Consider the following 13,934-nt stretch of genomic DNA (forward strand, 5'->3'; position numbering starts at 1 on the left):
TTCAATCACACATAGGAGGAAATCAATGGAAAATCCAACTTCTGATGAAAAAATCTTTGCAGCACTGGCTCATGCTTCGGTAATACTGACGTTCTTCGGCCCGGTTGGCCCAGCAGCGATCTGGGCGTTTCAACGCGGAAAATCGAAGTATGTCCGCTTTCACGCCTTGCAAGCCATGGGGTTTCAAGCATACGCTTTTTGGCTCTGGCTGATAGGAATGTTCCTGTTCTCTTTCGTATTTTTGGGATTACTCGTCGTATTTGAGATCGCCTTTGCTGATCAGGCAAATAAAACGGCGATAATGAGTCCATTCATCATTCAGCCCATCTTTTTTCTGTTTATATTTGGATCGTGGGGAATCTTCTTTCTTGGCGGTTTTCTTGGCGCGCTTTTCTGCATGTTAAACCGCGATTTCCGTTACCCGATCATTGGCAGCTGGCTGAAAAAGAAATTGCTCGATGATCAAACCACTGACGCTGAATTCGAAAAATGGGAGGAGAATTGGGTCAGCGGAATCTGTCACTCGACGGTGATCCTGCGCTTCTGGGGGATCGCCACACCGCTCACCCTCTGGCTCCTGCAAAAGGACAACTCGGCAAAAATCCGCTTCCAGGCTTTGCAGGCCACCCTATATCAACTTTTGGCTATAGCAGCAAGCATTGTGACAACCATGGTGGGCATGGCTGTATATATCCTGTTCATTGTAGTTTTGGCCATTGGGGTGAATAGTGCCAGCCCAGCCACAGATGGAGAAATGCCCGCCTGGCTCGGAGCGATATCGATCGTGTTCATTGGCGTCTTCATGCTGTATGGACTGGTCTCCTTTGTCATTGTGCCAGTCTATTACCTGATGGCGCTGATCGGGAGTTTCCGCATTATCAACGGACATGAGTTTCATTACCCCATCCTTGGGGACCTCATCGCCAAAAGAATGAAGCCCGCACAACCTGAAGTCATCCAGCCATGAACACAACCGACACTCCCGCAATCTCCTCCGATGAAAAACTGATTGGCGCCGCAGCCCATTTTTTCGGTCCACTGGCTGCGACCATCCTCTGGGTGACTCAAAAAGATAAATCCCGCTTCGTAAAATTTCAAACCTTGCAGGCGCTTGCATTTGACCTGGTCATCGTCACAGCCACAGGAGTTTTGTTCTTTTGCGTATTTGGAATCATGTTCCTGGGGATGTTCACGAGTCTGCTGACTATGATGCGCGACCCATCCTCCCAAAACGAATTTCTTTTCCTGCTCCCCGCTACGATGTTCCCTGTTACGATCTTCGCCTGCATCTTTCCATTCTCATTTGTCATCACAGCGGCGCGGCTGGTTGCATCAGTTTCCATCCTCGGCGGGCGAAATTATCGATACCCGTTCATCGGAAAGTGGCTCGAAAAATTCATGGAAAACTAAAGCGGCATTCAACCAACGCTCCCATCGCCCATCGAGTACGCTCAGGGCAATGAGCTTCAGTTAAACAAATCTGTCCCGAAGCTAAAGCTTCGGGACAGATGATTCAACGCTTCTATTTAGAGGACTTCAAAACCGTTTCAGCCGACTCAATATGCGAATAGATCGGGATGATCGCAGGAATGCCTGTGATCTCAAGCACTGACTGCACATCGGGGTTCGGATTCAACAGTACCATCTTCCCGCCGCGAGTCGCCACAGATTTGGCGGTCAACGTAAGCAGACGAATGCCAATGGAAGACATAAAATCCACCTCGGATAAATCCACGATCATGCGCGGCCGTTCCCCGGCACAATAGCCTGCAAATCGGGTTTCGATCTGCCCAACCCCTTCAATATCAAGACTTCCAATGAGACGGATCAACCCAATGGCATCTTCCAAGTCGCTGTAGTGGATTTCCATGTTTTCTCCTGTTAACCGAGGTTGAAGCCATTATATTAAGGTCGACAGGATTTATTGTTAACAACAGGTTATGGTTTTAGCGCATTCTCAGAAACAATTTACTTTTTGACCTGACGCTTGTCTATCATCTGCTCAGCCAGCGGTTTGACCAAATGCGGGGTCCTGCGGCGGGCCTTTACCAAAAAGATCTGCCCCATACTTACGATCGATTTTGAAATCTCCGCTACCTGCGGGTTATTCCCCAATCCCATCACGGCCCCGCCTGGAGACGGGAAAAAGGTCGTCTCTCCATTGGCAAATGCAGCGGTACTAAAAACAAAAGCCGCATTCGAGTTCCTATCCTTAACCCCAACATCCAAGATCACGCCAAATACCCTGTTGGGTTCCTTGATGGTCAATTCCACCTGCCCCGGCGTAACCAGAAAGATCATGCCGCGCCATTTCTTGTAACTTTCAGACATCACCATCTGCGGTTCAGGTTGCTGCTTGTTGAACATAGGCATTCTCCTTTGGAATTTGGCGGCTACGCCAGCATCCCAGCCACCGCAGACTTAAGGTCATAATAGATCGGAAGCATGTGCGAGACACCCACGAGTTCCAGCACATCCAGCACATTCCGCTGCGGGCTGAGCAGCCCCAGTTTCCCGCCGCGACCCATCACCGACCTGGCCGTATTCACCAGCATCGGAATCCCAATGGACGAAATATAGTTCACCTTCGAAAGGTCAACCAAAATGCGCGGCTTATCTCCACCACAACTGCGGATGAATTCAATTTCAATGTCATACGTACCATTGCTATCCAATTTTCCAACAAGCTTGATCAATCGGATCCCGTTCTCCAACTCGCTGCTCTGTAACTTCATACAAACCTGCCTTTTATATTTAAAATAATTTCCTGTCGATTTGAGGATTCTCATTCGATAAAAATCACGACTTTTGACCTGACTCTCCTTAAACTGCAACGCGTGTCAAATCGAACCGAAAGTTGGTCCTGACCATCGAAATGAATCTACCCGAAAAATATCCGCTTCACGGCTGGCTTCAGCCGCAAAACCAAAATACATTTTTATCGCAAGCTTGGAATTTTATCCAGATCCCACAACTTCACATTATCAATCGCGGCTGTAGCCACACGTCCCGGTGCAGCGATAACATGGAAGGACACCGCCCACGGAAAGGATCCCACCACAGGTGCCGACCTGCAATCGCTCAAATAATCAAGGGGCACATCATTGAAATACACCGCACATTCCCTGCCCAGCATAATAATAGTGATGTGTATCAGTTCAGGCGGGAAATAATCGAACACCCCGGAGTTCGTCTGAAAAGCGCTATAAAAACTCCAACTCTTATTTTTCACCAGATCCAGGTTAACGCTTTGTTCCTTGGTCTGGCTGAACTGGAAACGCACAATGTCTTCAGGCTCGGTTTCCTTGAACTGAAAATCAAAACTGAGCACAAAATTCTCACGCATGAGGTACGGATTATATACCATCAGATCCTTGTCCGTTTTTCCCTTGGGCGACGTCAAGAACAGGGTTTCGTACTTCAAGTCTGAATAAAAAGGTCCGCTCCGGAGGCCCGGGATTCGATAAAACCAGCCCTGATTCAAAACCGAGAGGTCATCGATAAAATTGGGCATTTCATCCTCCGTCGGACAGCTATCCAGGCGTTGAGAGTTGTAAATGCACACCAATTTGAAATCGTCTTGAAAATCGGGTCTTCGATTGACCAGCTTTGCAAGAATCGGGTCGGAGAAATCAGTCACCCACTCTGGGTAAGGTAATGCCTCAGGTGTGTGAATCAAGACAGGGGGAGTCGGAAGCGCCTCGTATTCTGTGAATGGTGTCGCAGTTGGTTCCTCCAGAAATGGGTCAGGAACCATTTCAACAGGCTGCACTGTCGATGGCACTTCCCCACTGCAGGCAGACACAAGCAGGACCACGCCCAATAAATTTAATAGGTATTTTGAAAATTGTGTTCTTCTCATAGGTTCGTGGTTTTCATTATAGTATCCCCCATCGATTTTTGGAAAGCCGCACAGCCGAAAGATTATAATCAGCCAAAACTTTATACAGGAGTTTCCTTGAGCATCCCAACTTCATCCACCCGTCAATTTAAATATCAGCCTGAAAAAACACAACCTGGAACCGTTTATCAATACATCAAGTCCAACATCGATGGTTCTTCGCCTGCGCGGGTTTACATCCGCATGCCCAACGAGCAGATCATTGATGTGTGGAAATTCGAGTCACACAATTATGATGCCGCCCATGTGCAGGCGCATATGGATTGGGAAATTTTCTCCGTCGATCAGCTTGATTCATGGGTCGTCACTTCCGATGGAGCAAGCAGACAGCAGGCTAGAATGAGCGTGTCTCCAAATGAAGCCTCCGTCACTGTCGAATTGCTGGGAATGACAGGCAAGACCCAGATCGGGCATTTCCCATTTCACATCTACAACTTTGATTTCATCAGTCTGAACATGAGCCTGCGCCACTGGGCAAACCCCGAAGGTGAATTAAACATCGGAGTGGTTCAGCCAAATTTCAACCCTGAGATCGATGCGCTTTTGAATTACGAGGGCATCGCCACTTTGAAATTTATCGGCAGCGAAAAACGGAATGGCAGCCTTTGCCGTAAATATTCCCTTGAAGGCCAATGGCTGAAAGGGCAGGTTGGGCAGCTTTGGGTGAGTCAGTCCGAAGGTCACATCGAAGATATGGAAATTCCGATCCCCGATAATCCCGATTGGGACGATTTCAAATTCAACCTGGTCTCCATCCAAAGCATGGATGATGCCCAATGGGAGCGATTCATTTCATCGGAAATAACAAAGCTTGCCCCCATGGGAGAGGAATAAATAAACTACGCCGCCATTAAATCAAAAAGTCGGGGATGCATTCCCGACTTTTTGATTTCACCAAAATTTAGATAGACTGGCCGCTATTTGCGGAAGGAGTTTCCTTAACTTTGCGCGGGGCGCGTGATTTTGAATCAGATTGCTTGGGCTGCAGGAAGAGAAGATAGCCATACACCAGTGAGAAGACACCGAAGATGACCAGCAACACCCATCCATTTGAGCGGAAAATACCAGCGGCGGTCATGCCAATAATGCTCAAAGCAAATCCGCCAACCGAGCCGGCCAACAGGGCAAAACCTGCACCCTTCTGAATCTTGACCGCAACATCCTTCAAAAACCAGAGAAGCACGCCAGAAACCAACAAGGTGCCGCCAAAAAATCTGACGATGAGCTGAGTGGAAACATAGGTTTCAGATCCAAGCTGCACCAGGACAAATTCGGGCATGAGCAGGAGTACAGCACCCAACAAAGCGGAGGCAATTGCATTGATCATAAACATCATACGGTAGTTCATTTTTCTCTCCTTCACATAATAGTGTTGATAAAATAAATATACAACATCACCAAATGTGGAGGCAAGGAATATCACCCGCCCAACCTTACATCTGCTTTGCATGTGCCATACCCTCATATCCCACATTTTTCCTACTCGGCGCTTTTGCAGGTATTTTCGGCTGACTTATCCCATTTTCCAAGCCTCAAAGGAGTAGCAATGACCAATTTCACCATCCGCAAGGGAGAGCGAAAAGACCAATTCGCGGCTTTTCGCGTGTTTCGTTTGTCTTTGTACGGTCTGCTTCAAAAAATGACGGTGATTGAAACGATCCCCGCTGCCGCAGAGATCGAGAAGTTGTATGAATATTACCGAAGTTTTCTGGATCACATTTACAATACCTGCGACCAATTTTGGGTGGCGGAAGCGGATCGGGAAGTGATCGGCTACGCACGCTCCATTGTGCGGGATGGAGTTCGTCAACTGACGGAATTTTTTGTCATGCCCGATCACCAGGGACTGGGAATTGGCAGCCAGTTATTGGTAAAGGCCTTCCCGAAAGAGGATTCACAAAACCGCGTCATCTGCGCCAGCCCGGATACCCGCGCCCTGATCCGTTACCTGAAAACAGGGGTACGTTCGCGAACCACCATTTATGAATGGAGCCGCATTCCCAAAGTTGTTCCATTTGAAACAGACCTGGTCATCAATATCATTGAAGATATCCCTGCAAACATTGCCATCCTCAATGACATTGACAGTGCCGTCATCGGCTACACTCGCGAAACCGACCATCACTGGCTCATCCAAAACAAGCGCGGACATTTCTACTCTAGGAATGGGCAAGTCGTCGGCTACAGCTATTTCGCCAATCGAGCTGGGCCGATCGCCATGCTCCACAACGCAGATTTTTCAACCGCACTCGCCCACATTGAAACTGAAATGACCAAAACCGTGGATGATGTTTATAATGAAATCATTCTCTGCGTGCCCATGAACAACCCCGCCGCAGTGGATTACGTCATCAAACGCGGCTACCACACAAACGCCTTCTTCGAACATTTCCTCACCGACCAGCCGCTTGGCCACTATGAAAACTATATCTTCATAGACCCGATTCTTATCACTTGAGTTTTATTTGTAGATAAAGGAGAAAATTTTATGGGTAACCTCGAATGGATATTCACTGGTTTTACTGTCTTCATCGGCATGGCGGGGGCCGCGTGCACCGTCATCCTGCCGATCATTATTCTGGCGGGCATTGGTTTCTTCCTCTATAGACGCAATCAACAAAGCAGCGCATACCGTCAGGCAGCCCAGAGTTGGCCCAGCGCCAAGGGAATCGTGTTGATGTCATCTGTGCAATCCCGACACAGTGGCAAAAGTCACTCGACCTACCCTGTCGTGGTCTATCAATATGAAGTGGGCGGCAAAAGTTATCAATCCCAGATGATCAAAGCAGGCGAACAATTCATGAATGTCCGCGTGATCGGTCAGGCGCAGGCAACGGTTGCTCGTTACCCCATCGGCGCAAATGTGACGGTTTACTACAACCCAGCCAACCCAACCGAATCTGCTTTGGAAATATAACTTTGTGCTATAATCCGCGCACGATGGTCAACCACATCCAATTTTCCAATAACGATAATAATAATGACAATGACGATCCCTGTATCGTAGGGCGAAGCTTTGCTGGTTGACGAATAACAAAAGTCAAATCAAATCGCCCGACGCAAATGCGAAGGGCGATTTATTTTATATATATCTTGTGTCACCCTGAGCGAAGCGAAGGGTCTCTACTACAATAAATGAGACTCTTCGGTCGCGAAGAACACTCCCTCAGAGTGACATAACAACAATTTTTTCGGAGGCGCACCATGTACAGAACTCATACTTGTGGAGAATTACGAGCCAGCCACGCGGGACAGACCGTCACGCTTTCTGGCTGGGTCAATCGTCGGCGTGACCACGGCGGGGTGGCATTCTTTGACCTGCGCGACCGCTCAGGCACCATTCAGATCACCATCAACCCAGACCTGCCCAAAGAAGTATTGGATCAGGTTGCCAATGTCCGCTTTGAGTGGGTTTTGCAAATTGAGGGTCTCGTTCAGAAACGCCCCGACGGCATGGCCAACCCAAAGATGGAAACAGGCGAGATCGAGATCATCGCCAAAAATGTGACTATCCTCAACCCAGCCAAGACCCTGCCCTTCATGGTCAGCTCGGATGCAGACCTGCCCGACGAAAATACGCGCCTCAAATATCGCTACCTTGACCTGCGCCGCGAACGCCTGACCAAGAATATGGTGCTGCGCCACAAGGTCATCAAGTTCATGCGTGACTATCTCGATGAGAAAGGCTTCATTGAAATTGAAACGCCGATCATGTTCAAGGCCACTCCCGAAGGCGCACGTGACTACCTCGTCCCTTCCCGTGTGTACCCTGGACAGTTCTACGCCCTGCCGCAATCTCCCCAGCAGTTGAAGCAATTGCTCATGGTCGCAGGCATGGACAAGTACTTCCAGATCGCGCGCTGTTTCCGTGATGAAGACCTGCGCGGCGACCGCCAGCCTGAGTTCACACAGCTTGACCTTGAAATGTCCTACGTCCACCGCGATGATGTGCTTGCGTTGGTCGAAGGTTTATTTACCGAGATGATCCCTGCGGTTACGCCGCACAAGAAATTGCTCTCTTCTCCGTGGCCCAAATTCTCCTACCGTGAAGTGCTCGAACGCTTCGGCTCGGACAAACCCGACCTGCGCTTCGGCATGGAATTGGTTGACGTCAGCGATGTGTTTGCGAAGAGCGAATTCAAAGTATTCCAGTCCGCGTTGGCGGCTGGCGGCGTCATCAAGTGCATCGTCGCGCCCAAGTCTGCGGACATGTCTCGCAAGGAAGTGGATGCGCTCACGGAAGTGGCGAAGTCGCTTGGAGCGAAGGGAATGCCCACGATAGCCATATCAGCTGAAGGCGTGAAAGGAAGCGCGGCAAAGTTTGTGACGGCGGAAGAGGCCGAGGCGTTGAAATCCAAAACGGGAGCAGGAGTCGGCGATCTTATCGTCTTCGCTTCTGATGCTCGTGCAGTTGCAAATAAAGTTCTCGGCGGGCTGCGCTTGTGGTTCCGCGATAAGTTGGATCTGGCTGATAAAGATATGATGGCGTTCGCATGGGTCGTGGACTTCCCGTTCTTCGCGTTCAACGAAGAGACGCAGGCGTGGGAGTCGGAGCATCATCCGTTCACGATGCCGAAGATGGAAGACCTGCCGAAGTTCGATACCGACCCTGGCGCGGTGCTTTCGGATGCGTACGATATGGTGTGCAACGGCTACGAGACGGCATCGGGTTCGATCCGTATTCATCGCCGCGATATTCAAATGAAGATGTTCCAAATGCTTGGTTTGAGCGAGGAAGATATTCAGGCGAAGTTCGGTCACATGCTCGAAGCGTTCGAGTACGGCGCTCCCCCGCATGGCGGCATGGCGCCTGGCATTGACCGCCTCGTGATGCTGCTCGCGGACGAACCCAACATCCGCGAAGTGATCGCCTTCCCCAAGAATCAAACAGGCCGCGATGTGATGGCCGATGCGCCATCCGCTGTGGAGCCGAAGCAGTTGAAAGAGTTGCATATTAAGTTCGAGTAATTTTCACCACGAAGAGCACAAAGGGTCACTAAGGAAAACCTTTGTGTACCTTATTGACCCTTTGTGGTAAAGAGGTTTTATGACCCAAACAATAGATACAAACACAGTCAAGCACGTTGCCACCCTCGTGCGCCTCGGAATCTCCGAAGAGGAAGCGCAAACTTTCAGCGGACAATTCTCGTCCATCATTGACTACTTCAACATGCTCAACGAAGTGGACACGGAAAATGTCATCCCTGCATCGGACATTGCCAATGCGGAGAACGTCCTGCGTGAAGATGTGGTCAAGCCATCCATGAGCCACGAAGAATTTATCAAGAACGCGCCAAAGTCTGAGCGCGGCTATGTCAAAGTGCCGACTGTGTTGGGTGAAGAATAGATTTTCAGGGACAGAGAACAGGAAGGAACACAAAGCTTACTCAAGACCAATTCCTAGTCACTCCTAGTCCCTAATCACTAGCCCTTAATAAACCTATGCAACTACACAACCTCACCATTCGCGAAGCCTCAGAGCTTCTCACATCCAAAAAGATCAGCAGCGTGGAACTCACGCAGGCTGTCCTTCAACGCGCCCATGATGTGGATGACAAGATCAAATCCTACGTCACCATCACCGATGATGTGGCGCTGGAACAAGCCAAACAAGCCGATGAACGCATCGCCAAAGGCGAGAACGTCACCCCGCTGACAGGCATTCCCTTCGCCATGAAGGATTGCATCTCCACACGCGGAGTCCGCACCACCTGCTCATCGAAAATCCTTGAAGACTACGTCCCGCAGTACAACGCCACCGTCACAAACAAACTCGCGGACTCTGGCGCAGTCCTCGTCGGCAAAACCAACATGGACGAGTTCGGCATGGGTTCCTCTTGCGAGAACTCAGGTCTCTTCAACACCCACAACCCGTGGGATCTGGATCGCGTCCCTGGCGGTTCGAGCGGCGGTTCTGCGGCGGCCATGTCTGCAAGTCAGGCTACCTTCACCATCGGCGAAGACACGGGCGGCTCGGTGCGTATGCCTGCGGGATTTTGCAACGTCACAGGCATCAAGCCCACCTACGGACGTGTCTCACGCTACGGCTTGATCTCGCTCGTCTCTTCCTTCGATTGCATCGGCCCGATGACTCGCGATGTCTATGACTGCGCGACCGTCCTCGAAGCCATTGCAGGTCACGACGAAAAAGACAGCACCACCTACAACGCGCCCGTTCCGCAATATCATCAGAACATCAACAAGTCTGTCAAAGGCATGAAGCTCGGCATTCCAAAAGAATATTTCGTGGCAGGCATGGAAGCGGGCGTCGAGTCCTCCATTCAGGAAGCCATCCGCACCTACGAAAAACTCGGCATGGAAATTCACGAGGTCTCGCTGCCCAACACCAAATACGCGCTCCCCGTTTATTATCTTTTGCTCTTCGCCGAAGCCAGTTCCAACCTCGCGCGTTTTGACGGCACACGCTTCGGTCTCTCCGTTTCAGAAAACGCAAAAGATGTGATCGACATCTACTTGCAGACTCGTCACGAAGGATTTGGTGATGAAGTCAAGCGCAGGATTATGCTTGGCGCGTACGCACTGTCCGCTGGATATTATGACGCGTACTATCTCAAAGCTCAAAAAGTGCGCACGCTTCTTCGTCAGGACTTTGAGCTGGCTCTGTCATCCGTAGACATTCTCCTCGCCCCGACCTGTCCCACCACCGCCTTCAAACTCGGCGAGAAGACCAACGACCCGCTCGAAATGTATCTCTCCGATATTTATGTCGTTGCCACAAATCCAGCAGGCGTCCCTGCCTTAGCCCTCCCCTGCGGATTCTCCAACAACATGCCCGTCGGTATGCAACTCATCGGTAAACACCTCGATGAACAAACTCTCTTCCAAGTCGGCAACGCATATCAACAAGTCACTGATTGGCATAAGCAGCAACCGAATCTCTAGCATGTCACCCTGAGCGATAGCGAAGGGTCTCTCCCACGGCATAAAAGATTCTTCGCCGCAAAGAACAAGAGCGCGGCTCAGAATGACATAAAATGGTCATTGATTTTCGTACACGTAAAAAATGTAATCCTGAGATTTCGTGTCCACGCCCAAATCGTGCAAGGCACGCAGAAGTTGAGCGCGATGATCGGTGGCATGATTAGCAACATGCAGAAGCACCTGCCAGGCAAAGAGGACTTGATCGTCTTCCGGTTCTTTGATCGGTTTGGTGAACAACATGTCGTCCTGTAATTCGGCAAGATAGGCGCGAGAATTTTTTTCTACCTGATCCAGGAACGCACGAATGGCATCTCGATCATCAAAGTCAACGGTGTCTGGAAGCGGATCAGCAGGTTCAACGCCGCGCAATTCACTGAACCACATTTCTTCCGCATCAAATAGATGGACAAGCTGTTCCCGAATCGAGCCGCGAGAATAATCCACTTTTTGGGTGAACTGCTCAAAGGTCAATGAAGCGACATGATCCAATATCTTGCGGTTCTCGGCAAAGTGATAGTTATAGAAATGACGAAAGGCATCTGCATTCATAAAGTCGCTCCTTTTATTCAGTAAGTTTTATTATAGCGCAAACGTTCTAGGAATATAAAATGACCAAATTCTCAACCTCCCTTACCCTCAATGCCAGTCAGGAAGCCACCTGGAAAGTTTTATCAGATGTTGCCCACTGGCACGAATGGACTCCAACCGTGACCAAGGTTGAAGTGTTGAATACACCTGAAATCAAACTCAGCAACCGTTACAAAGTTTTTCAACCCAAACTCCAACCCGTCGAGTGGAAAGTGACCGTCCTCACACCCCCATCCAACTTCACATGGGAGTCAAGGTCACCAGGTATGCACATGGTGGCAGAGCACATCCTCACTTCAAAAGGCACCAACCAAACCGAACTGACTCTCACCTTCGCATTCAATGGCTGGCTCGGCAGCTTCATCGGCAAGATGTACGGCAAATTGACCGCAGAGTATATCCAAACCGAAGCGCAGTCTTTGAAAAAGAGAATTGAATCTTCCTAGCCCGCTGGCTTTTGACAGGAACCCATCATGCCCAATATTCAAAAATACGCTGTTCCACCCGACTCTTTACTGGAAACCTATTCCAGCAATGGGTACGCAGATTGCTATCGAACAGAAATACACGGGCATATTTCGCTTGCGCAGTTCATCGCAGTTTTTTACACAACCAGCCTCTTCAAACTTGAGCGTTTTATCTTGACCCATGTTGCCAACAAACCCTCCACCGATACACAGGCACAAGATTTGGCAGACGATAAAGCAAACCAATTCGCTGCATGGACTGTCGAAAAAAGAAACGACCACGAGATCTTGATGTGCGACATGCTCGGACGGACAAGGTCATGGCTTATGGTTCAACACGCGAAAGAACACTCCATGCTGTATTTTGGCTCCGCTGTTGTTCCCGGCAAAAGCAAGTCGGGCAAATCATCTCTTGGATTTATCTTTGTCGCCCTGCTCGGATTTCACAAAATCTATTCCATTCTGCTCTTGTCCTCTGCAAAACGAAACATTCACCGTTCGCTCCCCACGGCCTACTAACTACTACTCAACTACCAAACTATTTGACGAAGAGACTAATCAACTATGAAATACGAACCCGTCATCGGACTTGAAATTCACGGCGAATTACTCACGAACTCCAAAATGTTCTGCAGCTGTTCCGCCGACTATGGCTCCGCACCTGAGCCGAACACAAATATCTGCCCCACTTGCACAGGGTTGCCGGGTGCCATGCCGGTCGTCAACAAAAAGGCGACGGAACTTGCCGCGTTGGTCGGTCTCGCGTTGAACTGTTCCATCAACAAGCACAACACGTTTGCGCGCAAAAATTATTACTACCCCGACCTGCCCAAGGGTTATCAGATCTCGCAATACGAATTGCCGATCGCAGAAAAAGGCTCACTCGACGTTAATGATGGAAGCGAGAATCAACTCAAAGTCCGCGTGAGGCGGGTTCACATCGAAGAAGATACTGCCAAACTCGCGCACGAGAAAAATTATGCGCTGGTTGATTTCAATCGCGCAGGCGTCCCCTTGCTGGAGATCGTCTCCGAGCCGGATATTCGCACCGTTGAAGCCGCGCTCGATTACGCCACGAAGGTCCGCGCAATTTTGCGTTACCTCGGCGTCAACTCGGGTGACATGGAAAAAGGTGTGCTGCGTTTCGAGGCGAATATTTCTGTGCGTCCCGTTGGCAGCGATGAATTCCGCACGCGCACCGAGATCAAAAATCTCAACAGTTTCCGCGCGCTCGTCCGTGCTTCCCAATACGAGATCGAACGCCAGATAAAAATTTATGAAGAAGGCGGCAGGGTCGTGCAAGAAACTCTCGGCTGGGATGATGTTCGGGGCGTGACGACCAGCCAACGGTCGAAGGAAGAGGCGCACGATTATCGCTACTTCCCCGAGCCCGACCTGCCTCCACTGCAATTATCAGATGCATGGATCGAGTCGATTCGGACTCAACTGCCCGAACTGCCCGAAGCCAAAACCGCCCGCTTCATTTCGGACTTTGGCTTGACTCCGTCCGAAGCACGTTTTCTCACCTCCGACATGGCTCTCGCCAATTACTTCGAGAGCGTGGTTGCGAAATCGAAAAGCCCTGCCAAGACTGTGCATTCATGGCTTGCGGGCGAATTGATGCGCCAGCTTAACGACTCAAATACTGACATCAAAGATTCACCTGTCAGCCCGGAAACCTTTGCCCAACTCGTTGATATGGTCAACGACAAAATGATCAGCGGCAATGCCGGGAAGGTTGTCCTGCGTGAATTATTCGAGCACGGCGGGGACCCTGCCCGGATCATCAAAGACAAAAATCTAGCTCAAGTATCAGACACAGGATTTATTCAGGAAGCCATTGATAAGATCTTGAATGACAATCCCAAAGAAGTGGAACAATATCTTGCAGGCAAAGAAACCCTCTTCCAATGGTTCATGGGGCAGGTTGCGAGAGCCACAAAAGGCAAAGCCGACCCGAACGTGGCGAAGGAATTGATGGTGAAGGGGTTGGAAGAGCGAAAGAAATAATTCTTACTTCACGTCATGCTGAGCGA

The 13,934-nt window shown here is 49.9% G+C and carries 17 protein-coding genes; 11 read left to right on the forward strand and 6 right to left on the reverse strand.

Going from position 1 to position 13,934, the window contains the following annotated elements; all coding sequences use genetic code 11:
• Nucleotides 1-25 precede the first annotated feature (25 nt).
• Nucleotides 26-967 (forward strand): DUF4870 domain-containing protein, encoded by a 942-nt coding sequence (locus IPI86_RS10440; RefSeq protein ID WP_345297949.1) that lies wholly within the window; start codon nucleotides 26-28, stop codon nucleotides 965-967.
• On the forward strand, nucleotides 964-1,410 hold the full coding sequence (locus IPI86_RS10445) for a DUF4870 domain-containing protein (RefSeq protein ID WP_345297950.1): 447 nt from the start codon (nucleotides 964-966) through the stop codon (nucleotides 1,408-1,410). The genes IPI86_RS10440 and IPI86_RS10445 overlap by 4 nt, the downstream gene beginning before the upstream one ends.
• Before the next feature lie 112 nt (nucleotides 1,411-1,522).
• Here IPI86_RS10445 and IPI86_RS10450 read toward each other — a convergent pair whose 3' ends face one another.
• The 4 genes from IPI86_RS10450 to IPI86_RS10465 form a co-directional block, all read right to left on the reverse strand.
• On the reverse strand, nucleotides 1,523-1,870 hold the full coding sequence (locus IPI86_RS10450) for an STAS domain-containing protein (protein ID WP_345297951.1): 348 nt from the start codon (nucleotides 1,868-1,870) through the stop codon (nucleotides 1,523-1,525).
• Between the two features lie 98 nt (nucleotides 1,871-1,968).
• Nucleotides 1,969-2,367 (reverse strand): hypothetical protein, encoded by a 399-nt coding sequence (locus IPI86_RS10455; protein ID WP_345297952.1) that lies wholly within the window; start codon nucleotides 2,365-2,367, stop codon nucleotides 1,969-1,971.
• Nucleotides 2,368-2,393: 26 nt separating this feature from the next.
• A complete protein-coding gene (locus IPI86_RS10460; protein ID WP_345297953.1) occupies nucleotides 2,394-2,735 on the reverse strand; it encodes an STAS domain-containing protein in 342 nt (113 codons plus the stop codon).
• Nucleotides 2,736-2,938: 203 nt separating this feature from the next.
• The gene (locus tag IPI86_RS10465; RefSeq protein WP_345297954.1) at nucleotides 2,939-3,862 is read right to left on the reverse strand and encodes a hypothetical protein; all 924 of its coding nucleotides are present in this window, start codon (nucleotides 3,860-3,862) and stop codon (nucleotides 2,939-2,941) included.
• Between the two features lie 96 nt (nucleotides 3,863-3,958).
• On the opposite strand from IPI86_RS10465, the gene IPI86_RS10470 reads away from it, so the two are divergent.
• A complete protein-coding gene (locus IPI86_RS10470) occupies nucleotides 3,959-4,735 on the forward strand; it encodes a hypothetical protein (protein ID WP_345297955.1) in 777 nt (258 codons plus the stop codon).
• Nucleotides 4,736-4,802: 67 nt separating this feature from the next.
• On the opposite strand, the gene IPI86_RS10475 is transcribed toward IPI86_RS10470, so the two are convergent.
• Nucleotides 4,803-5,249 carry a hypothetical protein gene (locus IPI86_RS10475; protein ID WP_345297956.1) on the reverse strand — a complete coding sequence of 149 codons (447 nt, stop codon included), beginning with the start codon at nucleotides 5,247-5,249 and terminating at the stop codon, nucleotides 4,803-4,805.
• A 198-nt stretch (nucleotides 5,250-5,447) separates the two neighbouring features.
• On the opposite strand from IPI86_RS10475, the gene IPI86_RS10480 reads away from it, so the two are divergent.
• The 5 genes from IPI86_RS10480 (at nucleotide 5,448) to gatA (ending at nucleotide 10,804) form a co-directional block, all read left to right on the forward strand.
• The gene (locus tag IPI86_RS10480; protein ID WP_345297957.1) at nucleotides 5,448-6,359 is read left to right on the forward strand and encodes a GNAT family N-acetyltransferase; all 912 of its coding nucleotides are present in this window, start codon (nucleotides 5,448-5,450) and stop codon (nucleotides 6,357-6,359) included.
• A gap of 30 nt (nucleotides 6,360-6,389) precedes the next feature.
• Nucleotides 6,390-6,818 carry a DUF3592 domain-containing protein gene (locus tag IPI86_RS10485; RefSeq protein ID WP_345297958.1) on the forward strand — a complete coding sequence of 143 codons (429 nt, stop codon included), beginning with the start codon at nucleotides 6,390-6,392 and terminating at the stop codon, nucleotides 6,816-6,818.
• 287 nt (nucleotides 6,819-7,105) lie between these two features.
• The gene (gene aspS / locus IPI86_RS10490) at nucleotides 7,106-8,869 is read left to right on the forward strand and encodes an aspartate--tRNA ligase (protein ID WP_345297959.1); all 1,764 of its coding nucleotides are present in this window, start codon (nucleotides 7,106-7,108) and stop codon (nucleotides 8,867-8,869) included.
• A gap of 79 nt (nucleotides 8,870-8,948) precedes the next feature.
• A complete protein-coding gene (gene gatC, locus IPI86_RS10495; protein ID WP_345297960.1) occupies nucleotides 8,949-9,248 on the forward strand; it encodes an Asp-tRNA(Asn)/Glu-tRNA(Gln) amidotransferase subunit GatC in 300 nt (99 codons plus the stop codon).
• A gap of 95 nt (nucleotides 9,249-9,343) precedes the next feature.
• Nucleotides 9,344-10,804, forward strand: coding sequence for an Asp-tRNA(Asn)/Glu-tRNA(Gln) amidotransferase subunit GatA (gene gatA / locus IPI86_RS10500; RefSeq protein WP_345297961.1), 1,461 nt, complete (start codon nucleotides 9,344-9,346; stop codon nucleotides 10,802-10,804).
• A gap of 96 nt (nucleotides 10,805-10,900) precedes the next feature.
• Here the strand turns inward: gatA and IPI86_RS10505 are convergent, their stop codons facing one another.
• A complete protein-coding gene (locus IPI86_RS10505; RefSeq protein WP_345297962.1) occupies nucleotides 10,901-11,392 on the reverse strand; it encodes a DinB family protein in 492 nt (163 codons plus the stop codon).
• A gap of 59 nt (nucleotides 11,393-11,451) precedes the next feature.
• On the opposite strand from IPI86_RS10505, the gene IPI86_RS10510 reads away from it, so the two are divergent.
• Genes IPI86_RS10510 through gatB form a run of 3 tightly spaced genes read left to right on the forward strand, consistent with a single transcriptional unit; the run spans nucleotide 11,452 to nucleotide 13,908 of the window.
• Nucleotides 11,452-11,877: an SRPBCC family protein gene (locus tag IPI86_RS10510; RefSeq protein ID WP_345297963.1), complete on the forward strand. Its 426-nt coding sequence runs from the start codon at nucleotides 11,452-11,454 to the stop codon at nucleotides 11,875-11,877.
• A gap of 27 nt (nucleotides 11,878-11,904) precedes the next feature.
• Complete coding sequence (locus tag IPI86_RS10515) at nucleotides 11,905-12,417, forward strand: hypothetical protein (RefSeq protein WP_345297964.1); 513 nt, start codon at nucleotides 11,905-11,907, stop codon at nucleotides 12,415-12,417.
• A gap of 45 nt (nucleotides 12,418-12,462) precedes the next feature.
• Nucleotides 12,463-13,908: an Asp-tRNA(Asn)/Glu-tRNA(Gln) amidotransferase subunit GatB gene (gatB, locus tag IPI86_RS10520; protein ID WP_345297965.1), complete on the forward strand. Its 1,446-nt coding sequence runs from the start codon at nucleotides 12,463-12,465 to the stop codon at nucleotides 13,906-13,908.
• Nucleotides 13,909-13,934: the final 26 nt, after the last annotated feature.

Source organism: Candidatus Villigracilis affinis (assembly GCF_016705895.1).
In the GTDB taxonomy this organism is placed as follows: domain Bacteria; phylum Chloroflexota; class Anaerolineae; order Anaerolineales; family Villigracilaceae; genus Villigracilis; species Villigracilis affinis.